The organism is Pseudomonas sp. BCA17, from assembly GCF_004519405.1.
Classification (GTDB): Bacteria; Pseudomonadota; Gammaproteobacteria; order Pseudomonadales; family Pseudomonadaceae; genus Aquipseudomonas.
The window spans coordinates 75,177-102,061 of the sequence record NZ_SGWI01000006.1; the positions used below are offsets into that span (position 1 = coordinate 75,177).

General features: G+C 61.4%; 24 protein-coding genes. 12 read left to right on the top strand and 12 right to left on the bottom strand.

Annotated elements, in window-relative coordinates; genetic code table 11:
• Positions 1-17 precede the first annotated feature (17 nt).
• The gene (gene pcsA / locus EXW71_RS21130) at positions 18-734 is read left to right on the top strand and encodes a phosphatidylcholine synthase (protein WP_123718865.1); all 717 of its coding nucleotides are present in this window, start codon (positions 18-20) and stop codon (positions 732-734) included.
• Between the two features lie 140 nt (positions 735-874).
• On the top strand, positions 875-1,654 hold the full coding sequence (locus EXW71_RS21135) for a TSUP family transporter (protein WP_123718864.1): 780 nt from the start codon (positions 875-877) through the stop codon (positions 1,652-1,654).
• Here EXW71_RS21135 and nudC read toward each other — a convergent pair.
• Both nudC and EXW71_RS21145 read right to left on the bottom strand, forming a co-directional pair.
• Complete coding sequence (nudC, locus tag EXW71_RS21140) at positions 1,622-2,455, bottom strand: NAD(+) diphosphatase (protein WP_123718863.1); 834 nt, start codon at positions 2,453-2,455, stop codon at positions 1,622-1,624. The genes EXW71_RS21135 and nudC overlap by 33 nt on opposite strands.
• Positions 2,456-2,460: 5 nt before the next feature.
• Positions 2,461-3,273: a crotonase/enoyl-CoA hydratase family protein gene (locus EXW71_RS21145; protein WP_123718862.1), complete on the bottom strand. Its 813-nt coding sequence runs from the start codon at positions 3,271-3,273 to the stop codon at positions 2,461-2,463.
• A gap of 192 nt (positions 3,274-3,465) precedes the next feature.
• Between EXW71_RS21145 and EXW71_RS21150 the strand changes: the two genes are divergently transcribed.
• Positions 3,466-4,734 carry a chloride channel protein gene (locus EXW71_RS21150; protein WP_134660759.1) on the top strand — a complete coding sequence of 423 codons (1,269 nt, stop codon included), beginning with the start codon at positions 3,466-3,468 and terminating at the stop codon, positions 4,732-4,734.
• Positions 4,735-4,797: 63 nt separating this feature from the next.
• A complete protein-coding gene (locus EXW71_RS21155; protein WP_134660760.1) occupies positions 4,798-5,352 on the top strand; it encodes a UPF0149 family protein in 555 nt (184 codons plus the stop codon).
• A 6-nt stretch (positions 5,353-5,358) separates the two neighbouring features.
• On the opposite strand, the gene EXW71_RS21160 is transcribed toward EXW71_RS21155, so the two are convergent.
• The gene (locus EXW71_RS21160) at positions 5,359-5,988 is read right to left on the bottom strand and encodes a lytic polysaccharide monooxygenase auxiliary activity family 9 protein (RefSeq protein WP_123718859.1); all 630 of its coding nucleotides are present in this window, start codon (positions 5,986-5,988) and stop codon (positions 5,359-5,361) included.
• Between the two features lie 358 nt (positions 5,989-6,346).
• On the opposite strand from EXW71_RS21160, the gene EXW71_RS21165 reads away from it, so the two are divergent.
• Together EXW71_RS21165 and EXW71_RS21170 are read left to right on the top strand one after the other, a co-directional pair.
• Positions 6,347-7,603 carry a 3-phosphoshikimate 1-carboxyvinyltransferase gene (locus tag EXW71_RS21165; protein WP_134660761.1) on the top strand — a complete coding sequence of 419 codons (1,257 nt, stop codon included), beginning with the start codon at positions 6,347-6,349 and terminating at the stop codon, positions 7,601-7,603.
• Positions 7,604-7,635: 32 nt separating this feature from the next.
• The gene (locus EXW71_RS21170; protein WP_060757024.1) at positions 7,636-8,025 is read left to right on the top strand and encodes a hypothetical protein; all 390 of its coding nucleotides are present in this window, start codon (positions 7,636-7,638) and stop codon (positions 8,023-8,025) included.
• 1 nt (position 8,026) lies between these two features.
• Here EXW71_RS21170 and EXW71_RS21175 read toward each other — a convergent pair whose 3' ends face one another.
• Positions 8,027-8,626 carry an NAD(P)H-dependent oxidoreductase gene (locus tag EXW71_RS21175; protein ID WP_134660762.1) on the bottom strand — a complete coding sequence of 200 codons (600 nt, stop codon included), beginning with the start codon at positions 8,624-8,626 and terminating at the stop codon, positions 8,027-8,029.
• 83 nt (positions 8,627-8,709) lie between these two features.
• Here EXW71_RS21175 and EXW71_RS21180 point away from each other — a divergent pair, with 83 nt between their 5' ends.
• Positions 8,710-9,342 (top strand): TetR/AcrR family transcriptional regulator, encoded by a 633-nt coding sequence (locus EXW71_RS21180; protein WP_134660763.1) that lies wholly within the window; start codon positions 8,710-8,712, stop codon positions 9,340-9,342.
• On the opposite strand, the gene EXW71_RS21185 is transcribed toward EXW71_RS21180, so the two are convergent.
• The 3 genes from EXW71_RS21185 to EXW71_RS21195 form a co-directional block, all read right to left on the bottom strand.
• Positions 9,325-9,993, bottom strand: a complete 669-nt coding sequence (locus tag EXW71_RS21185; RefSeq protein ID WP_134660764.1) for a GNAT family N-acetyltransferase — start codon at positions 9,991-9,993, stop codon at positions 9,325-9,327. The two genes, EXW71_RS21180 and EXW71_RS21185, sit on opposite strands and share 18 nt — an antisense overlap.
• Before the next feature lie 230 nt (positions 9,994-10,223).
• Positions 10,224-11,018 (bottom strand): glycosyltransferase, encoded by a 795-nt coding sequence (locus tag EXW71_RS21190; protein WP_134660765.1) that lies wholly within the window; start codon positions 11,016-11,018, stop codon positions 10,224-10,226.
• Between the two features lie 72 nt (positions 11,019-11,090).
• Entirely contained in the window at positions 11,091-11,300 is a 210-nt protein-coding gene (locus EXW71_RS21195; protein WP_134660766.1) for a co-regulatory protein PtrA N-terminal domain-containing protein, read from the bottom strand.
• A 347-nt stretch (positions 11,301-11,647) separates the two neighbouring features.
• On the opposite strand from EXW71_RS21195, the gene EXW71_RS21205 reads away from it, so the two are divergent.
• Positions 11,648-12,499, top strand: a complete 852-nt coding sequence (locus EXW71_RS21205) for a CAP domain-containing protein (protein ID WP_123718854.1) — start codon at positions 11,648-11,650, stop codon at positions 12,497-12,499.
• Positions 12,500-12,671: 172 nt separating this feature from the next.
• A complete protein-coding gene (locus tag EXW71_RS21210) occupies positions 12,672-14,858 on the top strand; it encodes an ATP-binding protein (protein ID WP_134660768.1) in 2,187 nt (728 codons plus the stop codon).
• Positions 14,859-14,861: 3 nt separating this feature from the next.
• On the opposite strand, the gene EXW71_RS21215 is transcribed toward EXW71_RS21210, so the two are convergent.
• From EXW71_RS21215 to EXW71_RS21230, 4 genes are all read right to left on the bottom strand, one after another.
• Positions 14,862-16,028, bottom strand: a complete 1,167-nt coding sequence (locus EXW71_RS21215) for a diguanylate cyclase (RefSeq protein ID WP_134660769.1) — start codon at positions 16,026-16,028, stop codon at positions 14,862-14,864.
• 51 nt (positions 16,029-16,079) lie between these two features.
• Positions 16,080-18,317: a 1,4-alpha-glucan branching protein GlgB gene (gene glgB, locus EXW71_RS21220; RefSeq protein ID WP_134660770.1), complete on the bottom strand. Its 2,238-nt coding sequence runs from the start codon at positions 18,315-18,317 to the stop codon at positions 16,080-16,082.
• Positions 18,314-21,667 (bottom strand): maltose alpha-D-glucosyltransferase, encoded by a 3,354-nt coding sequence (treS, locus tag EXW71_RS21225; RefSeq protein ID WP_134660771.1) that lies wholly within the window; start codon positions 21,665-21,667, stop codon positions 18,314-18,316. Before treS ends, glgB begins: the two co-directional genes overlap by 4 nt.
• 153 nt (positions 21,668-21,820) lie before the next feature.
• Positions 21,821-23,809: an alpha-1,4-glucan--maltose-1-phosphate maltosyltransferase gene (locus tag EXW71_RS21230; protein WP_134660772.1), complete on the bottom strand. Its 1,989-nt coding sequence runs from the start codon at positions 23,807-23,809 to the stop codon at positions 21,821-21,823.
• A gap of 206 nt (positions 23,810-24,015) precedes the next feature.
• Between EXW71_RS21230 and EXW71_RS28830 the strand changes: the two genes are divergently transcribed.
• Positions 24,016-24,192 carry a hypothetical protein gene (locus EXW71_RS28830; RefSeq protein ID WP_167659691.1) on the top strand — a complete coding sequence of 59 codons (177 nt, stop codon included), beginning with the start codon at positions 24,016-24,018 and terminating at the stop codon, positions 24,190-24,192.
• Here EXW71_RS28830 and EXW71_RS21235 read toward each other — a convergent pair.
• Complete coding sequence (locus tag EXW71_RS21235; protein WP_134660773.1) at positions 24,170-24,664, bottom strand: MgtC/SapB family protein; 495 nt, start codon at positions 24,662-24,664, stop codon at positions 24,170-24,172. The genes EXW71_RS28830 and EXW71_RS21235 overlap by 23 nt on opposite strands.
• Before the next feature lie 123 nt (positions 24,665-24,787).
• On the opposite strand from EXW71_RS21235, the gene EXW71_RS21240 reads away from it, so the two are divergent.
• Together EXW71_RS21240 and ccoG are read left to right on the top strand one after the other, a co-directional pair.
• Complete coding sequence (locus tag EXW71_RS21240; RefSeq protein WP_134660774.1) at positions 24,788-25,027, top strand: DUF3203 family protein; 240 nt, start codon at positions 24,788-24,790, stop codon at positions 25,025-25,027.
• 186 nt (positions 25,028-25,213) lie between these two features.
• The gene (gene ccoG, locus EXW71_RS21245) at positions 25,214-26,623 is read left to right on the top strand and encodes a cytochrome c oxidase accessory protein CcoG (RefSeq protein ID WP_134660775.1); all 1,410 of its coding nucleotides are present in this window, start codon (positions 25,214-25,216) and stop codon (positions 26,621-26,623) included.
• Positions 26,624-26,885: the final 262 nt, after the last annotated feature.

Sequence of the window (26,885 nt, forward strand, 5' to 3'; positions counted from 1 at the left end):
CTTTTGGAGAACCGCCCGTGATATCGACCCTGCATGTAGCCAGACTCAAAGCCTGGGGCGCCCACGGCTTTACCGCCACCGGTGTGGTACTGGCCTTCCTGGCCACCCTGGCATTGCTGGAAAACTCCCCCAAAGCGTGCCTGCTGTGGCTGGGCCTGGCGCTGGTGGTCGATGGCCTCGATGGTTCGCTCGCGCGACGGGTCAATGTGAGCACGGTCTTGCCCAGCTTTGACGGCTCGGTGCTGGACCTGGTGATCGATTACCTGACGTACGTGTTTATTCCGGCACTGTTTATCTACCGCTATATCGACCTGCCGGACTTTACCCATCTGTTTACGGTGTCGGTCATCCTGGTGTCATCGTTGTTCTGCTTCTGCAACGTGAACATGAAGAGCAAGGACAACTACTTCGTCGGCTTCCCCGCGGCGTGGAACGTGGTGGCGTTGTGCGTGTATATCATCCAGCCCGACGCCTGGGTCACCTTGTTGACGGTGATCGGCCTGGCGCTGCTGACCGTGACGCCGATGAAGTTCTTGCATCCGTTCCGGGTCAAGCGGTTCATGCCGATCAACATCGCCGTGACCACGATCTGGTTGCTGTGCAGTTTCCTAATGGTGGTGGACTATCCGAACACCAACCCGTGGACGTTTGGGTTGTGGTCACTGATGTCGGCTTATTTCCTGGGCATATGCGTGTGGCGCACAGCGCTGGAATGGATCGAAACCCGCCGGTAAACAGCGGGCGCGGTTGGAAGTACGTGAGGGGCGGTGCGACGATTCGACGTGCACTGCCCCTCCTGCATTTGGATATGCGTGCATCAGCCGGGTAAGATGGCGCCTCTCGCTTAGCGCCCTGCCAATAATAAGCCCTGCCCATGCCCTTCGAACTCAGCGTTGACCTCACTACCCTCGCCATTCTCGCCGTTGTGGCCTTTATCGCCGGTTTCATCGACGCCATCGCCGGCGGCGGCGGGCTGCTCACCACGCCGGCCCTGCTCACCGCCGGGATGCCGCCGCATCTGGTGCTGGGCACCAACAAACTCAGTTCTACCTTTGGCTCCGCCACCGCGAGCTTTACGTTCTACCGACGCAAGCTGTTTAACCCGCGCCAGTGGGTGCACGCCATCGTCGGTACGCTGGTCGGCGCGTTGACCGGTGCGGTAGTCGCGCACTACCTGCCCGCCGAAACCCTGAACAAAATGCTCCCGGTGATCGTGTTCGCCTGTGGCGTGTACCTGCTGTTCGGCGGCACGCCCAAGGCACCACTGGATGCCGATGCGCCGATCAAGAAGAAATGGCAAGCCACCCAGGGCTTCGGCCTGGGCTTCTACGACGGCGTGGCCGGCCCCGGCACCGGCGCGTTCTGGACCGTGAGCACCATGCTGCTGCACCCGATCGACCTGGTGAAGGCCAGCGGCGTGGCGCGCAGCATGAACTTCGTCAGCAACGCGGCGGCGCTGACGGTGTTCATCATCAATGGTTCGGTGGACTGGATCGTCGGCCTGGCCATGGGCCTTTCGGTGATGTGCGGCGCGTTCTTTGGCGCGCGCAGCGCGATCAGCGGCGGCGCCAAATTCATTCGGCCGGTGTTTATCACCGTGGTGCTCGGCCTGACGGTACGCCTAGCCTGGCAGCACTGGTTCAGCGTGGCCTAGACGCCGCGCCAGGTAGAGGTCGATCAGGTAACGCGCAATCGAGCGTGATGCCGGCAACGGCGGCAGCTCATGGATGTTGAACCACTGCGCGTCTTCGATTTCGTCGGCCTGGGGGACGATATCGCCCCCGGCGTATTCGGCATGGAAACCCAGCATCATCGAGTGAGGGAACGGCCAGCATTGGCTGCCCATGTACTGGATGTTCTTGACCTCCACCTGCACCTCCTCGCGCACTTCGCGGATCAGGCAGTCCTCGGCCGACTCGCCCGGCTCGGCAAACCCGGCCAGGGTGCTGTAGACGCCCGTGACGAAGCGTGGCGAACGCGCCAGCAGGATCTCATCGCCGCGTGTCACCAGCACGATCATGCTCGGGGATATCCGTGGGTAGCTGCGCAGGTCGCAGGCCTGGCAATACATCGCGCGTTCCCGTGGCACCTGGACCATGGCCTGGCCGCAACTGCCGCAAAACCGATGCTCCCGCGCCCAGGTACCGATCTGCGCGGCGTAGCCCAGCACTTTGTACAGGGTGTGATCGCCTTGCAGCATGAAGCCGCGCAGTCCCTGCCAGCTGCAACCGGGCACTTGGGCGGGCGAATTGAGCTCCAGCAAGTACACCGGCTCACCATCGAGGTGGCCGATGCCATGCTCGGCGAACACCGGCAGGTCCTGGCGCTTGAGCCACTCCCTGGGAAACAGCGGGCCGTTGCTGTCATGCAGAAAACCGTCGCGGCTGCGGGCGACGGCCCATCCGCCGGGAGTGTCGTTGTCGAGCAGGGTTGTGGTAATCCAGCCTGGGGTCATGTCAGTCAATCCACGAATTCGGGTTTCTGCTTACTCATGTGGGCCGCGATGGCCACGCGCAGGTCGTTGGATTGCAACATAGCGGAGTTCCAGGTGGCAACGTATTCCAGACCATCATTGACCGTGTGGTCACGCATGTAGCTGATCATGGCCTTGGTGCCGGTCACGGCAATCGGCGACTTGGCGGCGATTTCATGGGCGATTTCCATCACCCCGGCCAGCAGGCTTTCCTGATCGGCATACACGCGATTGACCAGGCCAATGCTGCGCGCTTCCTCGGCACCGAACTGGCGTCCGGTATAGGCCAGCTCGCGCAGCATGCCGTCGCCGATAATGCGCGGCAGGCGCTGCAGGGTGCCGACGTCGGCGGCCATGCCGATATCGATTTCCTTGATGGAGAACTGCGCCCCTTCGGCGGCATAGCGCATGTCGCAGGCGCTGATCAGGTCGATGGCACCGCCGATACAGTAACCCTGGATCGCCGCCAGCACCGGTTTACGGCAGTTGTCGACGGCATTGAACGAGGCTTGCAGTTCGAGGATCTTGCGCCGCAGCAGGCGTGCGTTGCGGCCGACATCCTTGCCGAACTCGTTGGCCACCGACGCGAGCATCATCAAATCGATGCCGGACGAGAAATGCTTGCCGGCACCGCTGAGTACCACCGCGCGTACGGCGTCGGTGTCGTCGACCCATTGGAAGATGTCGATGATTTCGGTCCAGAACGCCGCGTTCATCGCGTTGATCTTTTCCGGGCGATTGATCTGCACATGGGCAACGTTGCCGGTGAGTTCGACGACGAAAGCTTGGTATTCGGACATGGCAGTGATCCCTGACTGGCGAGTGGTAAGGCTCGCACTATAACAAGGGTGTGCAACGGCGCATCGGCCAAAAACGGGACGGGCAAGCGTGATGGAATGTGGCTGGCGCGCCGTGCATGCAGCGCCGATACATTTCATCCAGCAGGCCCGACTTATCGGCTATACCATCAGGGCCTTTGCCTGGAGCCACCTATGCCGATCACGTTTCGCTCGTCGCTGATTTTGACCCTGGTGGTCGTGCTGACCGGTATCGGCGCGGGCCTGGGCGGAATGCTCCTGGCGCTGCTGCTGCACGGCATTCAACACCTGGCGTACGGCTATAGCCTCGACAGCCTGGCCAGCCATGAAACCTTTTTGTGGGGCGTAACCGCTGCCGCCCCCCAGCGCCGTTTGCAGGTGCTGATGCTGTGCGGTGTGGTCGCCGGGCTGGGCTGGTGGACGATCTATCGCTATGGCCGCCCGCTGGTGAGCATCAAGCAGGCCGTGTCTGCAAGCATGCCGGCCATGCCGCCCAAGACCACCCTCGCCCACGCCCTCTTGCAGATCATCACCGTGGCCCTCGGCTCGCCCCTGGGTCGTGAGGTGGCGCCCCGTGAGGTGGGCGCACTGGTGGCCACATGGCTGTCCCGGCGCGCACGACTTGAGCCGCACATGCACCGGCTGCTCGTCGCTTGCGGTGCGGGCGCCGGGCTGGCGGCGGTGTACAACGTGCCATTGGGCGGCGCGGTGTTTGTACTGGAAGTGCTGGTGGGTGCATTCAGTTGGCCGGCGGCACTGATTGCGTTGGCCACTTCGGCGATTGGCGCAGCGGTGGCGTGGATCGGGCTGGGCGCGGAATCGCAGTACGTGGTACCGCATTTCGTGCTGAGCCCGGCACTGATCGCCTGGGCCGTGGTATGCGGGCCGGTGTTCGGCGTGGCCGCCTACGGATTCACCCGCCTGACCGGAGCCGCGAGGGCCAACGCAGCACGAGGGTGGCGCCTGCCGGTACTGGCGTTGATCAACTTTACGCTGATTGGCGGGTTGGCCATGCTGCTGCCGCAGATCCTCGGCAATGGCAAAGGCCCGGCGCAATTAGGCTTCGACAATGAGCTGAGCATCGGCCTTGCCGCCGTGCTGCTGGCGGCCAAGATACTGGTCACCGTCGCCACCCTGCGTGCCGGTGCCGAGGGTGGCCTGCTGACGCCCGGCCTCGCCAATGGCGCACTGCTGGCGATCATCCTCGGTGGTGCCTGGGGCCTGGTGTTCCCCGGCGCACCTCTGGGTGCCTTTGCGATCATCGGTGCGGCGGCGTTCCTGGCAGCCAGCATGAGCATGCCGATAACCGCGATTGTATTGGTGGCGGAGTTCACCCGTATCGACCATGACTTTCTGGTGCCGATCATCCTGGCGGTAGTGGGCTCGGTGTGCGTGAGCAAGCTGTGCCAACGTTGGGAAAACACTGGAAAAAAGCCGGCCTAAGCGCCATCCTTCGCGCTTTAAGCCGCCCCTCAGCGGCGCTCGACGTATAAAGGATATGCCCCCATGCACGCCCAACCCCTCGCCCCTGCCGATTTCGAATTCATCGAAGACATCCTGCTCAAGTACGGTGACGATCATTCGGTGCTGAACCTGGCCGAACTCGACGGTTATTTCACCGCCTTGGTCTCCAGCCCCGCTCAGGTGGAAGTCGGCGAATGGTTTCCGGCGATCTGGGGCGGGCAAAACCCGGATTGGGAAAGCGTGGATGAGGCCCAGCGCTTCCTGGAACTGTGCGTACGCCATATGAATACCTTGGCGGCGCAACTGGTAACCGATACACAAGCGTTCAAGGCGCGTTTCGATGACACCGAACATCAGGGCCAAGTCGTCACGCTCGCTGAAGAATGGTGCTTTGGCTATATCCGTGGTGCAGCCATCGGCAACTGGCCGGAGTTGCCGGCCGCCCAGGCCGCGGAGCTGGAAAAGATCTCCTGGTGCGCTGAACAGGACAACTTCGAATTGCCGGCAGACCTGGATGTAGGCGCCCATCAACAGCGGGTCAGCGAAATCGAACCGGCTGCGCGGGCGCTACATGATTACTGGTTGGCCAAGCGTTAAGCAGGCTTATTTAAAGTCCAGGTCAAACGCCTGGTAGAACGCATTGCCGGTGTTGGCCACGATCCACATCAGCACCACCACGTGCCTGCCCTTCTTGCCCTTGGGCAGCTTCACCTGGTGCTCGACCTTGGCTTTGAGTTCGGCGGCGTGCTGGTAGTACGGCACCTGGGTGTAGAAATCCTCGAAGAATGGCGTGGGTTCCAACTGAGCGCGGCTGATGCGCAGTTTCGGGTCCCAGCCATCCTTAGTGATGAGCCAGCGATAACCGCGGGTGACGTGGGGGGCGGTGTATTCCCACTGCACCTTGAAGTCCTGGCCGGCCTCGACATTCAACAGCGGCCAGGTGAACGGCGTATTGAGCTTCTTGCTCATCTCATCGTCGGTAAAGTTGACGCAGTCGCGATCGTCGGTTTTGCCGCCGCTCAGGATATGCCCATCGGCAGGCGGCGTGACGCTCTGGTCATCGGTTTGATAAGGCGCTGGGAATGGCCCCGCGTTGAGTGCGGGAAAGTTTTTGCCGCCTTCCATCTCGTTGACTTGCCAGTTGCCCAGCAGCCCACGTTCCACGGCGACCGCGCCACGGCTGGTCGGGGTCACGACGCGACCATGCCTGAGTTGAGTCTGGGGTTTGTTCATTTCAGTCACTCCTTGATTGAAAACTCCCCGGGATGGGGAGTGACCTGAACTTACCCCATCACCCGCGCTTGTCCAGCGAGCCGCAGCGTAGGAAAAGTTACATGTCATGCATGTCCCATTGAGCAGACGCGTTTGTCTTGCGCCGGATTTGGGTGCACGCCTACCCTGCCAGGAGTCATCCACCTACAGGCCTTGTCCTGGAGCCGGTAGTTGTCAGAGCAACCCAAGAGCCGCCCGCGCTGCGGAAAATGCCGGTCGGCGGCGATCCCCGCTCGACAAGCACTGCGCCTATACCCGATTATTCGGGTCCGCCCGTTGGCCGCGCCAGCCACCTTGCCTTGACCAGGAGCCTTGTACCTTGAGTTCGCAGAAAACCGTGACCGTGACACCGCCCAACTTCCCCCTGAACGGCAAGGTCGCGCCCCCCGGCTCCAAGTCCATTACCAACCGCGCCCTGCTGCTGGCGGCCCTGGCCAAGGGCACCAGCCGTTTGAGCGGTGCCCTGAAAAGCGATGACACCCGCCACATGTCGGTGGCGCTGCGCCAGATGGGCGTGACCATCGATGAGCCGGACGACACCACGTTCGTCGTCACCAGTGCGGGCAAACTGCAACTGCCTGCCCAACCGCTGTTCCTCGGCAATGCCGGCACCGCCATGCGCTTTCTCACCGCCGCCGTGGCCACCGTGCAAGGCACCGTCGTGCTGACCGGCGACGACTATATGCAAAAACGCCCGATCGGACCGCTGCTGGACACCCTTGGCCAGAACGGTATCCGCGTCGACAGCCCCACCGGCTGCCCGCCGGTGACCGTGCACGGGGTGGGCAAGGTGCAAGCCCAGCGGTTTGAAATCGACGGCGGTTTGTCCAGCCAGTACGTGTCGGCCCTGTTGATGCTCGCGGCCTGCGGCGAAGCGCCGATTGAAGTGGCGTTGACCGGCAAGGACATCGGCGCCCGTGGCTACGTGGACCTGACCCTGGACTGCATGCGGGCCTTCGGCGCGAAGGTCGATGTGGTCGACGACACCACCTGGCGAGTGGCCCCGACCGGCTATACCGCCCATGATTACCTGATCGAACCCGACGCCTCTGCCGCCACCTACTTATGGGCCGCTGAAGTGTTGACCGGTGGCCGCATAGACATCGGCGTGGCGGCGCAGGACTTCACCCAGCCGGACGCCAAGGCCCAGGCCGTGATCGCGCAGTTCCCCAACATGCAGGCCGAGGTGATCGGTTCGCAGATGCAGGACGCGATCCCCACCCTGGCGGTGCTCGCCGCGTTCAACAACACGCCGGTGCGCTTCACGGAACTGGCCAACCTGCGCGTGAAGGAATGCGACCGCGTGCAGGCCCTGCACGACGGTCTCAACGAAATCCGCCCGGGCCTTGCGACCATCGAAGGCGACGATCTGTTGGTGGCGAGCGACCCCGCACTGGCCGGCACAGCCTGCACCGCATTGATCGACACCCATGCCGACCACCGCATCGCCATGTGCTTTGCCCTGGCCGGGCTGAAAGTCTCGGGGATTCGCATCCAAGACCCGGACTGCGTGGCCAAGACCTATCCTGAATACTGGAACGCCCTGGGTAGCCTCGGGGTGGCGCTGAGCTACTAAGCCGGCAGCGTCGGAATGGGGAGGCCATGCACATGACAATTCGCCAACCCTGCCCACCCGGCGCTTGCGTCTGCGATCGCGAACAATTGCTGGACGTGCCCGGTGCCGACTTGCGCATCCTGCACTTGACGCGCCAGGAAGAAAAACGCCTGATCGAACGCCTCGAAGACCTCAAAAGCCTGCAAGACCTGGAACACATGCAACAGCGGATGTATGAGCTATTGGGTATCCGCCTGCACATCGCACCGGGGCATACGGAGGTCAAGAGCATGCGTGGGATTCAGATCGTCATCGATGAGCTGCCCGGCATGTGTCGCAAGACCCGGCAGGCCATCCCGGCGGCGATTCGTCGCGGTATGGAGAAACGCCCGGAAATCGCCTACCGCTTGCTGGACGCCCACGACCTGTTTCGCGAAGGCTGAATCAGCTGGCGACCGGCTCGTGCTGGAACACCCGCTGCCCGATCGCCTTCGCGGTCTGCAAATGCGTTTGGGCCGTGCCGCTTTCCGATTCCAGCAACAACTCGGACGTCACCACCTGCGCCCCGCAGTAATCAAAGATTCCGTAGTCGATTTGCGTGCGCATGGCCTGGGCATAGCCGTGCCGCTCAAACGCGCTTTCATCCGCCGCGCCGACCGCCAGCAGGTGCACCTGCAAATGGCGCAGTTTTTTCACCACCGGCAGGTCCGGGCCGTAATCGATCGCCCAACCGTTGACGAACACGCGGTCCACCCAGCCTTTGAGCAAGCCCGGCAACGACCACCAATAAATCGGAAACACCAGCACCAGCGCATCGGCGCGATCAATGCGCGCTTGCTCGGCGAACACATCGGCCGGTGGGGTGGCACGGGTGCGATGCACAAGGTGGTCAGCGGCGGTGTAGCGCGGATCGAAGCCTTCGCCGGCGAGGTCGGCGAACTCATGGCTGTGGCCCGACGCGGTGAGCCCCGCGGCGACCTGCGCAGCCAGGCTATGGGTGAGGGATTTGGGGTCGTGATGAGCAACAACGATCAAAGCGTGCATGACATTATCTCCCTTTCAGTTTAGGCTGAACCTAAACTACTTTTAGTAAGTTACTCCCAGTAAGTTACGTTTGGTATATAAGCATGTCAAGCCATGAATCACCTGCGCCACGTCGGCGTTTATCCCGCGAAGATCGCTTTCGCCAATTGCTCGATGTGGCCTGGCAACTGGTGCGCGAGGAAGGCACCGACGCCCTGACCCTGGGCCGCCTGGCGGAACTGGCGGGCGTCACCAAGCCGGTGGTGTATGACCATTTCGTCACGCGTGCGGGGTTGTTGGCTGCACTGTATGAAGATTTTGACCGGCGGCAGAATCAGCAATTTGCCGAGGCCATCGAAGCCAGCGCGGCGACCCTGGAAGATCGGGCCTGGGTGATCGCCGCGTGTTATGTCGATTGTGTCCTGCTGCAAGGCCGGGAAATCCCGGGCGTGATCGCAGCGCTGAGCAGTTCGCCAGAGCTGGAAACCCTCAAACGCCGCTACGAGGCGATCTTCCTCGATAAATGCCGCGATGCGCTGTCGCCCTATGCGCCGGGGGCCCAGGTTACCCAGGCCGGCTTGCGCGCCATGCTCGGTGCCGCTGAAGCGTTATCCCATGCGGCCGCCAGCGGCGAGATCAGCCGCGAAGAAGCGCAACAGGAACTGCTGGCGACCATCCTGGCGATGGTCAATCGCGGTTCAAATGGGCGCGCCGTGCGTTCAACCACGGTTCTGTAGAAACAACTGCACCTTGCGTGTCAGTTGGTCGAGATGACGGTCACGCTGTTTCTCGGCGTCCACCATGGCGCGCTTGCCATGTTTTTGCAGCAGGTACGTGTGAATCTGCCGCACCTCCAACGAGCGGTAGATGGACGCCACGTCCAGCACGCCCATCAGGCCATCGGTGCCATAGTCGCGGGTGTTCATCAGCACCTGCGTACCGCGTGCGCCGCGCACTTGAAAGCCCATGGCTTCGAAGGCCGAGACCTTTTCGACCGCGCACGCCAGTTCGGCGTGGGGATAACGTGCCAGTACCTCCTGCAGCATCGCCCGCGCCACGCCCTGGCGGCGAAAGCTTGCCTGCACCGCCATGAAGGCAATACCGCAGGCTTGCGGGTCATCCTTCACGGGCAGGTACAGGCAAAAACCGATCACCTGTTCCGCCTCCATCGCCACCACCAATTCGACTGCAATGCCCTTCGACCCGTCCAGGGCTTCCAGGTACAGGTGCACCTCAAAACCGATAGCGTACTGGTAGATGTTGTAGAGCAAATTGCTCGGCGGCAGCGCGACACTGCTGATGTCGGTGAGGTTGTCCACCACCATCTGCAGGATCTGGCCATTGATAGGCTCGGGGCACGGCGTGGTGTAGCGGGTAAGGCTGAACATGCAAATTCCTGGGTTTCGCGTCAAGGCAGCGGCGATTGTACCTGTTGCAGGCACACCTCAAGCAAACAGCCGGTCGCGGAACAGCGCCTGGGTCAGCGCTTGGGGGGCAGACGCCGGCGCCGCCCTCAACGTAATCTCTCGGATGCACTGAAAAGACTGGGGAACCCTGTAAGAACAGGGTTTTCCAGTTGCATTCAAAGCAACGTAATACGCCACCTCTACGGCAAAACTCACCAGGCTCTCAGGGGGTTGCCTTTGGTAATGTGCTCGTACATCCGAACCCTACGGTGATTGCGCGCATAACCGCCCATTGCAGATACAGTGCCGCTTTGGATGTGATCGAGGTAACGGAACATCGTTCGCGGTGAAATAAAACGCACCTGGTAGCCCTGGGCAGTCATTCGATCCTGCAGTTCATACCCCGGATTGCGCTTGTCCATTTGAAAGTGAAACCCGTGTTGTTTGATGAGTCTCGCATTCCAAAGCGTGCAAAAGCTCTTCAGGTGAACCTCTCGATACGGCTTGGGCGCCCTCGCCTGCACACCGAGCGCCAATAGACTCCGTCGGGCGTAGTGTTTGCAAAAACGTGAGGCCAGGCGCCAGGCCGAGCGAACCACACCTCGATCCAGTTGCTCCAGGCACCCGACGGCGGCCACTTCTCGCGGCCCCTTGCATTGCTCGATCATCATGGCAAAGACTGCCGGGTCATAGATGAAGGTGTCGGTGTGCAACAGAAACAAATAGTCGGTTTCAACCCGCGCCAGAGCAAGATCCAGAGCCCGGCCATGGGCAATGTTTCCCGCCTCGGGGTCGCTGTGCTTGCGTTCGACTAATTGAATCCAGTCGAGCGTGCGCAAGTACTCACTGCTTGCATCGTCGGATTGGTTATCCACCACAATCACCGGAACACTTGCCCCGCGCAGAGCCTCCTGCAGAAGCGTGAGACAGGTTTTGGTCAGATCAAGTGTTTTGTAGTTAACCAACGCAATGCTGTAGTTGGCTGTCGTTGTAAGTGGACCGGACATAATCTATGGAACCTCGATGATTTAACCGAAATCGCGCAAGACGTTCTTAACGTTGTAGAGACGTTCTCACGGTCAATTCGAACGCGAGACATCATTGCTGGAAGTGTTCTGATTGCTGGCAGTGGCTGTAGCCGTGGTAGACCCTGACTCTTTGAGCGTGGTCATGGCGGTTACCCTTGCCGCTTCCATCTTGGCTGTCACGGTGTCGCCACCGCCTTCCGCCATTGCGGCGACGGAGGCAGTCATCAAGGTCACGATCACAAGGGCTTTAAGGCTTTTCATGAGTGTTCTCCAGGAGTGAGTTGAGCCAACACAGGTGTGTTGGCTTGGACTCATCCTGGGGCTCACCGCCTTTCGCCCTGTTCTCCGCTGAATAAATTTTTTGACAGGTTGGCAGCGCTTTGGCTTCGTTCAGTGCGGCATCAATGCCGGCGGCGCTTCATCCAGAACGCGGAGGCGGCACGCCGAGGCACTGGCTCGGGCCTGCTGAACCTGTCGCGAAATCCGGGGTTGATTGTCGGCACTTCGGCCCTCGGCGCCGGCGCTGAGGCAAAAAGTTCGGATCAATGGGTGCATGGATGCACTCGGATCGCGCATCATGGGCACTTTCAAGCTCAAGGGTAACGTCCATGCGCGTTCTGTCATTGATGATGGGTCTTACGACGCTGGCCGCCACTACGGTGTTCTGCGCCAGCGCGATGGCGAATGAAGAAAGTCAGTTGGTACAACAGATCAACCAGTACCGCAGCCAGGTGCAGCGCTGCGGTGACCAGGGTTCCCAGGAACTGCCGCCGCTGACCAGCGACACACGGCTGGTGCTGCCGGCCACCAATGTCGGCGATTTGCAGCAAGCGTTGGCGCGGGCTGCGTACCCGATGGTCAACGTACAGGCCATCAGCCTGTCCGGGCCCAAGGATGCACAGGCGGCGATGAAAGCCGTACGCGAAAGCTTTTGCCGGGTGGTCCTGGACCCGCAATTCGTCGACATCGGCGTGAGCAATAGCGGCCAGGACTGGCGCATCGTGCTGGCGCGCCCGCTGCTGACCAGCGGCCTGGGCGACTGGCAGACCGAAGGCAAGCAACTGCTGAACCTGATCAACGCCGCCCGTGCCCAGGCGCGCCAATGCGGCACCCAGGCCTTCAGCGCCACCACGCCATTGTCGTGGAACGACGACCTGGCCGGCGCTGCCAACAATCACACACGCAACATGGCCAACGGCAACTTCTTCGACCATCTGGATCACGACGGCCGCACCCCGGGCGACCGGGCCGAGTTGGCTGGGTACATTGCGAAGAACATCGGCGAAAACATCGCCGCCGGCCTCGATACTCCACGTAAGGTGGTGGACGGCTGGCTCGCCAGCCCAGGGCATTGCGCCAACCTGATGAACCCGCAATTTCGTGAATTGGGCGCGTCTTACGCGATGGACCCGAAGAGTGATGCGGGGATCTACTGGACGTCGGATTTCGGCGCGCAGTAGTCGATGTGCAACGACCCCTGACTGCCAAGCGTGTGCCTATTCAGATGGAGATAGCATCAAATAGCCATCCCCTGGATAATCGCGCTGAACTGGCAACGTTGATTTCGGTCTTCTGCCTGTTGGCCTGACTTTTCAGGCATCGACAGCCCGCGGCAGACAAGGTGCACCCACAATGATGAATTGGCTGCAAAGCAGCAGCGACATGGCCGAGCAGGTACGACGGCATGATTGGTCCGCCACCCCATTGGGGCCACTGGACCAATGGCCCGACGTGCTCAAGACCACCGTCGCATTGTGCTTTGCTTCAAGCTTCCCCCAATCCATCGCCTGGGGACCGTCGCTGATCACCCTCTACAATGACGCATTCGTGTCGATTCTGGGCGACAAGCCGGCCGCATTGGGACGCCCGTTCAGTGAGGTGTGGCACGAGGCCTGGGACGACATCGGGCCGATCGCCAATGCAGCCTATCAAGGCCATGCCACCTATATCGAAAACTACCCCTTGGTGATCGAGCGTGGCGCAGGCGCAGAGCAGGCGTACTTCACCTTTTGCTACAGCCCGATCCGTGACCCTCAAGGCGTGGTCGTGGGCATGCTCGACACGGTCACCGAAACCACGACCACCGTATTCCTCGCCCGCCGTCTTGCCGCGCTGGATGCCATCGGCAGTGCCGTGGCCGGCGCCACCGACGCACAAGCCATCATGAGCATCACCACGCGCCTGCTGGCCGAGCACCTGCAGGTGTCCAATTGCGCCTACGCCGATATGGATGCCGATGAAGACGGTTTCACCATTCGCGGCAATTGGGCCGCGCCTGGTTCGCCGAGTATTGTCGGACGCTACCGCCTGGCGTCGTTTGGCGAACAGGCCGTGCGAAAACTGCGCGCGGGCGAGCCCCTGGTGATTCGCGACAACCGTGTGGAGTTCACACCCGAGGAGTCCGCCCGCTACCTGGCCCTGGGCGCCACGGCGACAGTGTGCTTCCCGCTGATCAAGGACGGTCGCCTGACTGCACTGATGGCCGTGCACGACAAAGCGGCGCGCGCCTGGTCGCCCTATGAACTGGCGCTCCTCGGTGAAGTCACCGAACGCTCCTGGGCGCACATCGAGCGGGTGCGCGCCGACGCCGCCGTGCGCGAGGGCCTGGCGGCCATCACCGAACTGAACGCCACCCTGGAGCAACGGGTAGAAGAGCGCACCACCGCACTGACCCAGGCCGAAGCCGCACTGCACCAGTCGCAAAAGCTGGAAGCGATCGGCCAATTGACCGGCGGCGTAGCCCATGACTTCAACAACTTGCTGACGATCATTCGCTCCTCCGTGGATTTTCTGCGCCAGCCGGGGCTGTCCGAAGACCGTCGCCAGCGCTACCTAGGCGCCGTCTCCGACACTGTCGAGCGGGCCAGCAAGCTCACCAGCCAGTTGCTCGCGTTCGCCCGCCGCCAACCGCTGAACCCGGAAGTCTTCGACGCGGGCCTGCGCGTGCAAAACATCGGCGAGATGCTCGAAAGCGTCACCGGCGCGCGCATTCATGTAAAGGTCGAACTACCCGGACACCCCTGCCATGTACGTGTCGACGCCAGCCAGTTTGAAACTGCGCTGATCAACATTGCCCTCAATGCACGCGATGCCATGGACGGCCAGGGCACCCTGACCCTGCGCGTGGCCCACGTCTCGGCGCTGCCACGCATCCGTGGCGATGCCGCGGCCCAGCAGCCGTTCGTGACCGTATCTCTGGCCGACACGGGCACGGGTATCCCGTTCGAGACGTTCGAGCGTATTTTCGAGCCGTTCTTTACCACCAAGCCGGTGGGCAAAGGCACCGGCCTGGGCTTGTCCCAGGTGTTCGGGTTTGCCAAGCAGTCCGGCGGTAACGTCGATGTGGCCAGCACCCCGGGCCAGGGCACGGTGTTTACCCTGTACCTGCCCGAAGTGGAAGCCCCGGTGGCACTGAGCGCGCCGTCGACCCTGGACTGCAACCCGGTGCGGGACAAGGCCGTGGGTCATATCCTGATCGTCGAAGACAATCTCGAAGTCGGCCGTTTCGCCAACCAGATCCTCCAGGACCTGGGCTACCAGACCACTTGGGCCACCGATGCCAGACAGGCACTGATGCTGGCCGGCGAGGACGCCATGGTGTTCGACGGGATTTTCTCGGACGTGGTGATGCCGGGCATGACCGGCGTGACCATGGTCAGGTTGTTGCGCGAGCGGCGCCCGGCTCTGCCTGTGGTACTCACTTCAGGCTACAGCGAAGAGCTGGCCGACAGCGGCTATGAAGGCTTCGAGTTTCTCGCCAAACCCTATTCCGCCGACCAGGTAGCACGGGCGCTGGCCAGATCGATGCACAGGGACTGAGCCCTACTTCGCCACGGCCACCTGGTTACGCCCCATGGCCTTGGCGTGGTACAGCGCCTTATCGGCGGTGTTCATCAGGCTGTGCAGGTCCTGATCGAGGCTGCGTACGACGGCCACTCCAAGACTGGCCGTCAAGCCCTGTACCGGTTCGACAGTCAGATTGGAAATGGTGTTGACCAATTGCTCGGCGATATCGCGCGCGGTTTCCAGCGAGGTATTGGGCAGCAACACCGCAAACTCTTCGCCGCCGAGGCGACCATACACATCCGTCTGGCGAAACGATGCACTGATCACCCCACCAATCTGCCGCAACACCTGATCGCCGGCCTGGTGACCATAGGTGTCGTTGACGCTCTTGAAGTGGTCCATGTCCATCATCAAGGCGCACACCGGCTGCTGGTTATGACGACATTGCGCATACAGCCGCTGGGCGTGTTCGAAGAACGCACGACGATTCATCAGCCCGGTCAGCTCGTCAGTCTGGGCGGCGCGCGTGGAGATGTTATGGGCACGTTCCATTTGCCGGGTCAGGCGGAAGGCTTTTTCCAGAGCGTCGGAAAATTTACGCGTGGCGCTGATCACGAAGGTCGAAAACACCAGCACTGCAATCCCCACCCCCACTTGCATCAGTGTCGGCTGAAACAGCAACCACAGCGTGCACGGCAGCAGCACCAGGGCCATGGAGCCCAGCGTCATGTAGCGGTAGGCCGAATAACTCGACACGGCACTGACAGACATGCCCACGACAAACAACATCACCAGCAACTGGGACACGCGGTCATCTTGAGGCATCACCGCCAATGCGCCGATGCCCCAGATACCGGCCGACAACATCAGCGTCATCCAATAACGCCGTTCCCAGCGCGCGGGCGTGCGCTCGACCTCGGGGCAGCGAAACCACTCCATGAACATCTTCAGGCGCAGCGACGAAGACACCGCGAGCGCCACCAGCCAAACGAGCATGACCTGGTGGTCGAAACGGTCCCAGCACAGCCAGCACAACATTGTGGCGCCCAGGTAACTGCCAAAGATCGCGGCGAACGATTGGCGAAACAGCTGGTGCAAACGGTCGGTTCGCACCTGCTCTTCGATCACGCAATCCGGGTCCAGCCCATGCCCAAGGTTGCTCATGAAATCCGCCTGCTTCGATTGCCATGACAAAGCCAGCATTGTGGCACTCAGCCAGCAGCCGGGACAACCGTCTCGCCGGTCCCAGAGCCCTTAAAGCCCTTCCGGCCGCAGAATCAGCACCCCCAATGGCGGCAGATTCAACGACAGCGACACCGGTTGCCCGTGGCGGGGTTCTTCCTGGGTGAACACGGCGCCTCCATTGCCGTAATTGGAGCCGGCGTAGGTGTCGGCATCGCTGTTGATGACCTCGCTCCAACGTCCGGCAAACGGTACACCGACGCTGTAGGCTTCGCGCGGCACCGGGGTGAAGTTAGCCACCACCAACACAGGCCTGCCCTCCTTGCTCCAGCGCAGCCAGGCATAGACGCTGTTGATTGCGTCGTCGCCGATCAGCCACTGGAAGCCCTGGGGCGAATCGTCCTGATCGTGCAGCGCAGGCTCTTCGCGGTACAGGCGGTTGAGGTCACCTACCAGCTTTTGCACACCCTTGTGTTCTGCGTATTGCAACAGGTACCAGTCCAATTGCTGGTCGTGGTTCCACTCGCGCCACTGGCCGAACTCACACCCCATGAACAGCAGCTTCTTGCCTGGATGCATCCACATGAAGCTCAGGTAGGCGCGCAGGTTGGCGAACTTCTGCCAGCGATCGCCAGGCATCTTGTCAATCAGCGAGTGTTTGCCGTGCACCACTTCATCGTGGGAGATCGGCAGGATAAAGCGCTCGGACCAGGCGTACACTAGGCCGAAACTCAGCTCATTGTGATGGTGGGCGCGGTACACCGGGTCTTGCTGGATGTAATGCAACGAGTCGTGCATCCAGCCCATGTTCCATTTGTAGTTGAAACCCAGGCCACCTTGTTGGGTAGGTTGGCTGACGCCAGGCCAGGCGGTGGATTCCTCGGCGATCACCAGCGCACCTGGCGCTTCCAGTGCGACCACATCGTTCAAGTGGCGCAGGAAGTCGATGGCTTCCAGGTTCTCCCGGCCGCCATGGCGGTTAGGCACCCACTCGCCGGCTTTGCGTGAATAGTCGCGGTACAGCATCGATGCCACCGCATCCACCCGCAGGCCATCGACATGAAAATGCTTGAGCCAGTGCAACGCCGAAGCCAGCATGAAGCCATGTACTTCGGTGCGCCCCAGGTTGTAGATCAGGGTGTCCCAATCCTGATGAAAGCCTTCCAGCGGGTTGGCGTATTCGTACAGCGCAGTACCATCGAACTGCGCCAAACCGTGGGTATCGGTAGGAAAATGCGCCGGCACCCAATCAAGAATTATCCCGATATCGGCCTGGTGCAGCGCGTTGACGAAATAGCCGAAATCCTCCGGCGAACCGAATCGGGCGCTTGGCGCGAATTGTGACAACGCCTGATAACCCCACGAGCCACCGAACGGATGCTCCATGATCGGCATCAATTCGACATGGGTGAAGCCCAATGACTGCACATAGGGGATCAGGCGCTCGGCCAGTTCACGCCATCCATATTGGCGGGCCACTTCGCCCGCCTCGTCCAGTTCGCATTGCCAGGAACCCACATGCAGCTCGTAGATCGACAACGGTGCCGTGGTCTTCTGTCGTTCGCTGCGTGACTGCATCCACGCGTGGTCCTGCCAGTCCACCTGCAACGGCGCGGCGACTTTGGACGCGGTGTCCGGCGGCAGCTGGGTGGCCAGGGCCATGGGGTCGGCCTTGAGTGGCAGAATTCCGTGGGCACCGAGTATTTCATACTTGTACGCCGCACCCGGTTGCAGGCGTGGAATGAAGATCTCCCACACCCCGGAAGGATGGCGCAGGCGCATCGGATGGCGGCGCCCGTCCCAGATGTTGAAGTCGCCCACCACCGATACGCGCCGGGCATTCGGTGCCCACACGGCAAAACGCACGCCCTGTACGCCATCCACCGTGGTGACCTGGGCCCCCAGGCAGCTGCTCAGGTCGCGATGATTGCCTTCGGCAAACAGGTACAGGTCCATTTCGCCGAGCAGCAGTTGGCCGAAACTGTAGGGGTCCTCGGTGATTTGCTCACCACCGGCCCACTGGATTTTCAGCAGGTACGCCTGGCGCGTGCCGAACTGCCCGACAAACAAGCCTGGCACCTGGGTCGACTCCAGGCTGCCGATCACCTCACCGCTGTCACGGCTCAAGACCTGGACACTCAGGGCCTGCGGCAAAAAGGCGCGGATAAATTGGCCGCCCTGCTCGTCATCGTGCGGCCCCAGTATCGAGAACGGGTCCGGGTGCTCGGCGCGTACCAACGCTTCGACGTCCTTGGACGCCGGTATTGCAGTCAACTTGGGCTGCAGCGGTTCTTTATGCGTATAACTCATGACGTTTCCCCACCGCGTGCATTTTTCGATATAGATTCAAGCCCACTGAGCAAGCTGTGCAGACCCTGCAAGGGCACCGGCAACCAGCTCGGGCGGTTTTCCGCTTCATAGGCCACTTCGTACGCGGCCTTCTCCAGGCTGAACAACGTCAGCGCCGCATCCTGGCCACCGGCATCCTGCCAGTCATGCGCCAGTGTAGACGTCGCCTCCTGATAAGCCTGGGTGAACGCGTGCCTTGCCTCTGTGAGGTAGCGATCCGTCACGCGTTTGCGCGCACGCTCGGCCTCAGGCGAGTGATCCACGCCTTGTCCTTGCGCGCTAAGGGCCATTGCCGCCGCGTAGTCAAAGGAGCGCAACACGCCGCTCACATCTTTGTAGGGGCTGTGCTTGCCACGCCGCTCATGCAGCGGCCGCGCCGGCTCCCCTTCAAAATCGATCAGGAACGCATCCCCCTTGACCACCAGCACCTGCCCCAGGTGCAAGTCACCGTGCACCCGAATCCGCAGCCCGCCCGCCGAGGCTTTCGCCAGCGCCTGGACATGACCGCCGATGGCCTTTTTCTGGCCCAGCAATTCACTGACCAACGCCTGATCGGCGGGGTTCAACTGGGTTTGGTGAACTTTAAGCAATTGCAGGGCGCGCTCGATCTGCGCGCCGACATCCTTGGCCCAGGCCTGGGTGTGCTTGACCGTGGTGGCTTCGGGCTTGAAGTCCGGGTTGGTGGTCGGCGCAGCCAATGCCTGGTGCATCTCACCCAGCCGCTGCCCCAGCAACCCGGCGAAATCCTTGAGTTCGCCGAGGGCGTTGTAATGCTGCTCCTGTTCGGACACAGCCTCCTCAAGCTCGTCGCGAATCGCCCGCTCCAGGTTGTTTTGCGTCCAGGCCCAGGCATCGCCCTGATTGCTCAAGTAGCCCTGGGCAATCATCAACAGGTTGTCCTGGCCCTGGGTGTCGCGACGAATCACCGACCCCATCAGCGGCGAGATATTGGGATAGCCGGCGGCGGTCAGGTAAGCGCTCATTTCCAGTTCCGGGTGGACGCCGCTGCTGACCTTGCGGATGAGCTTGAGCACCAGGCTCTCACCCACCACCACCGAGCTGTTGGACTGCTCGGCCGAGAGGTAGCGCACCTGCGTGGTGTCCGTCAGCGCCAGGCCGCCCAGATGGGACGTGGCTTCGAAATGCAGATCGCCTTCAACGGTGTTCAGCACCGAACCGGCTTGCAGGCCCTGGATAACGGCGCGGACGAAGTGCTCGAGGCTGAACGCATCGGTTACCAACCCGACCTGACGTGCCCGGCGCACCCGGGCCATGGCCAGTTGCTGGGGCAAGGCGCTGGTGAACTGGTCTTCGGCAAGAAAGCCGAACGGCAACTGGTAACGGTTGACCTGGCCGCCGCTGGTCACATCGATTTCGCTGAGCAGTACCGGCTGCCCGGCGTCGCCGAACCGCACACCATAGGCGATATGCACACGGTCGATGGTGGCGTCCTTGCCGGCAAACCAACGGCGCTTGGGCAACCAGCTCGGCAGCGAGGTTTGTTCCAGGGTGGTGCGACACGGTTCTTCGAGTAATTCTTCCATGCGTTTTTTCAGGACCAAGGTGGTGAAGTCAGGCATGCTTTGCGCCGGTTCCACATGCCAACTGGGCATCTGGTTCTGCGCCGCGAGCACGAACCAGTAGAAGCCATACGGCGCCAGAGTCAGCAGGAAATTCAGTTGGCCGATAGGCGGGAACGCGTTACCACCGAGCATCTCCACCGGCACCATGCCGGCGAACGCCGACAGGTCCAGCTCGGCGGCCTGGGCGCTGCGTGACACGTTGGCCACGCACAGGATGATTTCGGTACGCCCGTCTTCCCCGGTGTACTCACGGGTATACGCAAGAATGCGGCGGTTGCTCGGCGAGAGCATCTTCAGGCTGCCCCGCCCGAACGCTTTGGACTGTTTGCGCACCGCCAACATGCGCCGGGTCCAGTTCAGCAAAGAATGCGGATCCTGGGTCTGGGTTTCGACGTTCACCGACAGGTAGCCATATTGCGGGTCCATGATCGGCGGCAGCACCAGGCTGGCCGGGTCGGCGCGAGAGAACCCGCCGTTGCGGTCGATGGACCACTGCATGGGTGTGCGTACGCCGTCGCGGTCGCCCAGGTAGATATTGTCGCCCATGCCGATTTCATCGCCGTAATACAGCGTCGGCGTGCCGGGCATCGACAGCAAGAGGCTGTTGAGCAACTCAATACGGCGGCGGTCTCGCTCCATCAGCGGCGCCAGGCGCCGACGAATGCCCAGGTTGATCCGCGCACGACGGTCGGCGGCGTAATAGTTCCACAGGTAGTCACGTTCCTTGTCGGTGACCATCTCCAGGGTCAGCTCATCATGGTTGCGCAGGAAAATCGCCCACTGGCAATTGGCGGGGATCTCCGGCGTCTGGCGCAGAATATCGGTGATGGGAAAACGGTCTTCCTGGGCCAGCGCCATATACATGCGCGGCATCAGCGGGAAGTGAAAAGCCATATGGCATTCATCGCCGTCATCGCCGTTTTGCTCGCCGAAGTAGAGCTGCGTATCTTCCGGCCATTGGTTGGCCTCGGCCAGCAGCATGCGGTCGGGGTAATGGGCGTCGATTTCGGCGCGGATCCGCTTGAGCACGTCGTGGGTTTCAGGAAGGTTCTCGTTGTTGGTGCCATCGCGCTCGATCAGGTAGGGAATGGCATCCAACCGCAAGCCATCGATGCCCATGTCGAGCCAATAACGCATCACCGACAACACCGCCTCCATGACCTGCGGGTTATCGAAGTTCAGGTCCGGCTGGTGCGAATAAAAGCGGTGCCAGAAGTACTGGCCGGCGACCGGGTCCCAGGTCCAGTTGGACTTTTCGGTGTCGAGGAAGATGATGCGGGTGCCGTCGTATTTCTGGTCGTCATCGGACCACACGTAGAAATCCCGCGCCGCCGAACCCGGCTTGGCCTTGCGTGCGCGCTGGAACCAGGGATGCTGGTCGGAAGTGTGGTTGATCACCAGTTCGGTGATGACCCGCAGCCCGCGCTTATGCGCCTGGGCGATAAAGCGCTTGGCGTCGGCCATGGTGCCGTAGTCGCTGTGCACCCCCTGGTACTCGGCGATATCGTAGCCATCATCGCGGCGTGGCGAGGGGTAGAACGGCAACAGCCAGATCGTGTTGACGCCCAGATCGGCGATGTAGTCGAGCTTGGCGATCAGGCCGGGAAAGTCGCCGATGCCGTCGTTATTGGCGTCGAAAAAGGATTTGACGTGAACCTGATAGATCACCGCATCCTTGTACCAGAGCGGGTCTTTTATGAACGTGGCAGGCTTGGGGTTCTTCGCCATTGGAAACTCCTGGAATACTTGATCATCGGCCTGAAGGACTCATTGACGTGGGAAGGGGCTCACACCCGGTTACGCTGAGTCAGCCATACGCGAACTGGCCGACACGTCGCTATCGGGGGCGAGCCCCCTCCCACACGTTTATTTCCAACAGACTCAAGAAGTGGTGATGCGCCAGATCCCAAACGGCATCTGCGGTTCAAGCCGTGTCCACTGGGTCTTGCCATACCAGGTCCAGCGATGGCCGCTCATCAGGTCTTCGCCCTGGGTCTGGGCGTCGTCCGGCAGCCCCAGTTCCCACAACGGCAGTTCGAAGTGAGCTTCCTGGGCGTTATAGGGATCGAGGTTGATCGCCACCAGGATGAAGTTGTCGCCCTCCTCGCTGCGCTTGCCGAAATACAGGATGTTGTCGTTCCAGGCGTTGTACAGCTTCAGCCCCAAGTGCGTGTGCAACGCCGGGTTTTGTCGACGGATACGGTTGAGCTGGGCGATCTCGGCGATGATGTTGCCGGGCGCGGTAAAGTCCCGTGGGCGGATCTCATACTTCTCGGAGTCCAGGTACTCTTCCTTGCCCGGCACGGGCGCGGATTCGCATAGTTCGAAGCCCGAATACATGCCCCACAACCCCGAACCCATGGTGGCCAGCGCGGCGCGGATCAAGAAGCCCGGGCGACCGGACTCATGCAGGAAGCCAGGGTTGATGTCCGGCGTATTGACGAAGAAGTTCGGCCGGTAGCACTCACGCCATGGCGACTGACCCAGTTGCGTCAAGTATTCGCTCAACTCGGCCTTGGTATTACGCCATGTGAAGTAGGTGTAGCTCTGGGAATAACCGACCTTGCCCAGGCGCGCCATCATTGCCGGCGTGGTAAAGGCTTCAGCGAGGAAAATCACCTCGGGATACTTGGCACGCACATCGCTGATCAGCCATTGCCAGAACGGCAGCGGTTTGGTGTGGGGGTTATCGACACGAAAGGTCTTCACGCCCTCTTCCACCCAGCCCACCACGATGTCGCGCAACTCGGTCCACAAGCTCGGAATCGCATCGGCCGCATAAAAGTCGACGTTGACGATGTCCTGGTATTTTTTCGGTGGGTTCTCAGCGTATTTGATCGTGCCGTCCGGGCGCCAGTTGAACCAGCCCGGGTGCTGCTTGAGCCACGGATGGTCCTGGGAGCACTGGATGGCGAAGTCCAGCGCGATCTCCAAGCCATGGTCGGCCGCGGCCCGGACCAGACGGCGGAAGTCGTCGCGGCTGCCCAGTTGCGGGTGAATGGCTTCGTGGCCACCTTCCTCGCTGCCGATCGCGTAGGGGCTGCCTGGATCCTCGGGCCCCGCCATCAACGCATTGTTCTTGCCCTTGCGGTGGCTGCGGCCAATCGGGTGGATCGGCGGGAAATACAGCACGTCAAACCCCATGTCCTGGATCATCGCCAGGCGTGAATGCACATCGTTGAATGTGCCGTGGCGCGCCGGATCGTCGGTGATCGAGCGGGGAAACAGCTCGTACCAACTGGCGAATTGCGCGCGCTCGCGCTCCACGTCGACCGGGTAGATCGTACTGATGCTCAGATAGGCACGATGGTCGGCCTGGGTCATCAGGTGTGCACTGTCTTCGTGCAGAAACTGGGCGACCTGCTCGGTTTCCAGCAAGCCGGAGAGTTCGTGATGCAGCAGCATCAGGCGGTCGCGCAGCTCATTGTCACTGCGTTCGGCGGCCTGCAACACCAGGCTGCGACCTTCCTGCAACTCCAGGCTGACCGGCACTCCGGCCTCGTGTTTCTTGCGCAACTCGTAGCAGAAGCTGGCGAAGGTATCGATCCAGGCTTCGATGCAAAATTCGTGGGGGCCTTGGGTCGTGACGTTAAACCCGCCTTCCCAGCCGTTGTTGCCGACATCCGTCATCACCACGCTGTGCCAGCTTTGCTCATGCAAGGCCCGCCAGCGGATCAGCACCGCAAGCTGGTCATGGCCGTCGGCAAATACCTTACTGGTGACGTTGATGCGCTGCCCTACCACAGCTTTCACGGCGAACTCGCCGCCGTCGATCACAGGGGTGGTGCTTTCAATCGCGATCCTGGGCAATAACAACGCCTGGGACAGCGGCAATCGGGAATCTTCTGGAGCCTGTGTTTCAGCTGTCATCGAGCCTATCCCCCTAACGCCTTGCGGACGCGCTTGTGTGCTTGATCCGAATTCCGATACGCCAGTGCTCTTCCTGAGCAGGGCCGTCATAGGTCCGAGCCTGGGCCTGGGTTAAAAGTTCAGGTGGATATGCCGCCATCGGGCGGGAATCAATTCGCTCAGGTGGCTGTCCACCGATAGAGCAAAGCACAAAGGAGGCCACACCGATGACTATCCCGATCCCGGCTGAAACCCCGGACCCGAATATCGACAAACCCACGCTGCCGCCGACCGAGCCGGAGCCGATTCCGGAGAAGGAACCACCGGAAGACCAGCCCCCACCGGTGCAAGAACCGCCGACAACCATGCCACCGGTGATCGTCAGTCCTTTTCCAGCCGCTTGACGATCCGCGGCATGATGCTGAACACCGCCAAGGCCAACAAGGTGCTGAGCACCGCCGTGGATTCACGCCCCATCCCCGCCGCCACGCCAATGGCGGCGGTCATCCACAGGCCTGCGGCAGTGGTCAGCCCTTTGACGTGCTGACCTTCCTCATCTTCCTTGCCCTTGAGAATCGTGCCGGCCCCCAGGAAACCAATGCCCGCAATGACGCCCTGCAATACACGGCTCATGGCGTCCGCCTGGCTGCCAGACATCTGGGGCACCATCACGAACAAGGCGGCTCCCATTGCCACCAACATGTGGGTACGCACCCCGGCCGCCTTGCCTTTTTGTTCACGTTCAAACCCGAGAATGCCCCCCAGGATCGCGGCGATCACCAGCCGCACAGTGACTTGGGTGAGCTGCCTGGCATCGCCGATATCGGCAAACTCGGCCACAAGGGTCCGCCACACTTCATGCCACCACGCGTCCATGGAACCTATCCTTTTTTATGATCATTACTGCATGGACAGCGGCGACCGTCAGTCAGTTGCCTGGAACACCCGGCAAACCACACGCCCTAAATTGCATCAACTGTCATAAGAGAGGAAATCACCATGCCCGTCCGTATCGAGCACCAGACGTGTTACTTCAAGGTCGATGAAAATGGTCAGGAGCAACGCGTGAATGCCGCCGAGGTAACGGTGCGCACAGACAGCGCCAAGTCCATGTCGTTTGTGGCCCTCGAGGGTCAGCGCATCTACATCACTGAAGCGCAGGCGGATGCATTGACCGTGGCAGGGGCCACGGATGGGCGCGAGCATGTGAAGGCGACCGACGATGGTTCGGTGATTTGACCGACCTGTATCAGCTGCACCTCAAACCTGCCCTGCACCCCACACGAAATGGGGTGCAGCACATTGTCGCAGTGACCGCATCACAGCCCATCTGATCCGCTTTTTATCACCATAGCTGAGTCTGTTATGCAAACAGAGCCACGCGCATAGTTCATTGGCCTGATGGAGGCTGATGAGCGAACGACCATGAGCGAACGAATCCCAACCGTGGAAACCTTTGAGCCCCTGTACCCAAAGAAGGTAAAGGCCAAATCCAGCGACAACCTGATCCATACCCGCAGCTTTACCGGCCTGTTCCGCACTCTGCGCGTGACCGGCGCCGGCTTCCTGTTCCTGGCATTTTTCGGCACCGTGTGGCTGAACTGGGGCGGACGCCAGGCGGTACTGTGGGACCTGGCCGAAAGTAAATTCCATATTTTCGGGGCGACCTTCTGGCCCCAGGACTTCATCCTCCTCTCGGCGCTGCTGATCATCTGCGCCTTTGGCCTGTTTGCCATCACCGTTTTCGCCGGACGTGTGTGGTGCGGTTATACCTGCCCGCAAAGTTCGTTTACCTGGCTGTTCATGTGGTGCGAGAAAGTCACCGAAGGCGAACGCAACCAGCGCATCAAGCTGCAGGCGGCCCCCTGGAGCCTCGGCAAACTGGCACGGCGCTCGGCCAAGCACACCTTGTGGCTGGCCATCAGCGTGCTGACCGGCTTGACCTTTGTCGGCTATTTCACACCGATCCGCCCTCTGGCTGCCGACCTGCTGACCTGGCAGATAGGCGGCGTCAGTCTGTTCTGGGTGTTGTTCTTCACCGGCGCGACCTACATCAATGCAGGCTGGCTGCGCGAAGCGGTGTGCATGCACATGTGCCCCTATGCGCGATTCCAGAGTGTAATGTTCGATAAGGACACCCTGACCATTTCCTACGATGTGGCCCGTGGCGAACAGCGTGGCCCACGCAAACGCGAGGTGAAACCCGCCGACGTCGGCCTGGGTGACTGCATCGACTGCCAACTGTGCGTACAGGTCTGCCCTACCGGCATCGACATCCGCGACGGCTTGCAAATGGAGTGCATCGGCTGCGCGGCGTGCATCGACGCCTGCGACTCGATCATGGACAAAATGGGGTATGCCCGCGGCCTCGTCAGCTACACCTCGGAACACCAACTGCAAGGCGGCAAAACCCACCTGCTCAGGCCGCGCCTGATCGGCTACAGTGCGGTGTTGCTGGTAATGATCGCCGCGTTGGTGGTGGCGCTGGTGCAGCGGCCGATGGTATCGCTGGACGTGACCAAAGACCGTGGCATGTTCCGCGAGAACAGCCAGGGCATGATCGAGAATATCTACAGCCTCAAGGTCATCAACAAGACCCAGCAACGCCAGGACTACCGCCTCGAACTGGAAAACGCCGAGGGTTACCAGCTGCAAGGCAAGACCGAGATCAGCCTGGCACCGGGGGAAATCAGCGATATACCAGTGTCAGTGGTACTGCTGGCGGACAAGCCGGCAAGCAGTTCACAACCCCTGCGCTTCAAGGTAACGGATGTGGATGAGCCTTGGATCCATAGCGCTGCCGACAGCCGCTTTGTGGCACCGCTGAACCGCTGACAACCCGATGTTGAAACAAAAGAGCACTTAACAAACGATGGCGCTACCTGGCTACTTGCTTTGCTTTGCTTTTGATCTTGATCTTGATCCTAGGCGCCCCGTTAAACCACGCTGGCCGAACTCAGGCTTGAATCCGTGGGTAACCCGGCAGGACGCCGGGTTAGCCGTCCTGGGCCAGGGATGGCCCATGACGGCGGCCCACGGATTCAAGCCTGCGTTCGGGCACACCGAGCCTGAGCGAGGTGCCGAGTGGTGGGGCAAG

Coding starts and splice junctions, on each gene's coding strand:
- EXW71_RS21195 (WP_134660766.1), bottom strand. CDS start 11,300: ATGAAAAGCCTTAAAGCCCTTGTGATCGTGACCTTGATGACTGCCTCC.
- EXW71_RS21160 (WP_123718859.1), bottom strand. CDS start 5,988: ATGAACAAACCCCAGACTCAACTCAGGCATGGTCGCGTCGTGACCCCG.
- nudC (WP_123718863.1), bottom strand. CDS start 2,455: ATGACCCCAGGCTGGATTACCACAACCCTGCTCGACAACGACACTCCC.
- treS (WP_134660771.1), bottom strand. CDS start 21,667: ATGGCGAAGAACCCCAAGCCTGCCACGTTCATAAAAGACCCGCTCTGG.
- EXW71_RS21180 (WP_134660763.1), top strand. CDS start 8,710: ATGTCAAGCCATGAATCACCTGCGCCACGTCGGCGTTTATCCCGCGAA.
- EXW71_RS21240 (WP_134660774.1), top strand. CDS start 24,788: ATGCCCGTCCGTATCGAGCACCAGACGTGTTACTTCAAGGTCGATGAA.
- EXW71_RS28830 (WP_167659691.1), top strand. CDS start 24,016: ATGACTATCCCGATCCCGGCTGAAACCCCGGACCCGAATATCGACAAA.
- EXW71_RS21235 (WP_134660773.1), bottom strand. CDS start 24,664: ATGGACGCGTGGTGGCATGAAGTGTGGCGGACCCTTGTGGCCGAGTTT.
- EXW71_RS21230 (WP_134660772.1), bottom strand. CDS start 23,809: ATGACAGCTGAAACACAGGCTCCAGAAGATTCCCGATTGCCGCTGTCC.
- EXW71_RS21210 (WP_134660768.1), top strand. CDS start 12,672: ATGATGAATTGGCTGCAAAGCAGCAGCGACATGGCCGAGCAGGTACGA.
- EXW71_RS21185 (WP_134660764.1), bottom strand. CDS start 9,993: ATGTTCAGCCTTACCCGCTACACCACGCCGTGCCCCGAGCCTATCAAT.
- EXW71_RS21135 (WP_123718864.1), top strand. CDS start 875: ATGCCCTTCGAACTCAGCGTTGACCTCACTACCCTCGCCATTCTCGCC.
- EXW71_RS21150 (WP_134660759.1), top strand. CDS start 3,466: ATGCCGATCACGTTTCGCTCGTCGCTGATTTTGACCCTGGTGGTCGTG.
- EXW71_RS21175 (WP_134660762.1), bottom strand. CDS start 8,626: ATGCACGCTTTGATCGTTGTTGCTCATCACGACCCCAAATCCCTCACC.
- EXW71_RS21170 (WP_060757024.1), top strand. CDS start 7,636: ATGACAATTCGCCAACCCTGCCCACCCGGCGCTTGCGTCTGCGATCGC.
- EXW71_RS21215 (WP_134660769.1), bottom strand. CDS start 16,028: ATGCTGGCTTTGTCATGGCAATCGAAGCAGGCGGATTTCATGAGCAAC.
- EXW71_RS21190 (WP_134660765.1), bottom strand. CDS start 11,018: ATGTCCGGTCCACTTACAACGACAGCCAACTACAGCATTGCGTTGGTT.
- EXW71_RS21145 (WP_123718862.1), bottom strand. CDS start 3,273: ATGTCCGAATACCAAGCTTTCGTCGTCGAACTCACCGGCAACGTTGCC.
- EXW71_RS21205 (WP_123718854.1), top strand. CDS start 11,648: ATGCGCGTTCTGTCATTGATGATGGGTCTTACGACGCTGGCCGCCACT.
- ccoG (WP_134660775.1), top strand. CDS start 25,214: ATGAGCGAACGAATCCCAACCGTGGAAACCTTTGAGCCCCTGTACCCA.
- glgB (WP_134660770.1), bottom strand. CDS start 18,317: ATGAGTTATACGCATAAAGAACCGCTGCAGCCCAAGTTGACTGCAATA.
- EXW71_RS21155 (WP_134660760.1), top strand. CDS start 4,798: ATGCACGCCCAACCCCTCGCCCCTGCCGATTTCGAATTCATCGAAGAC.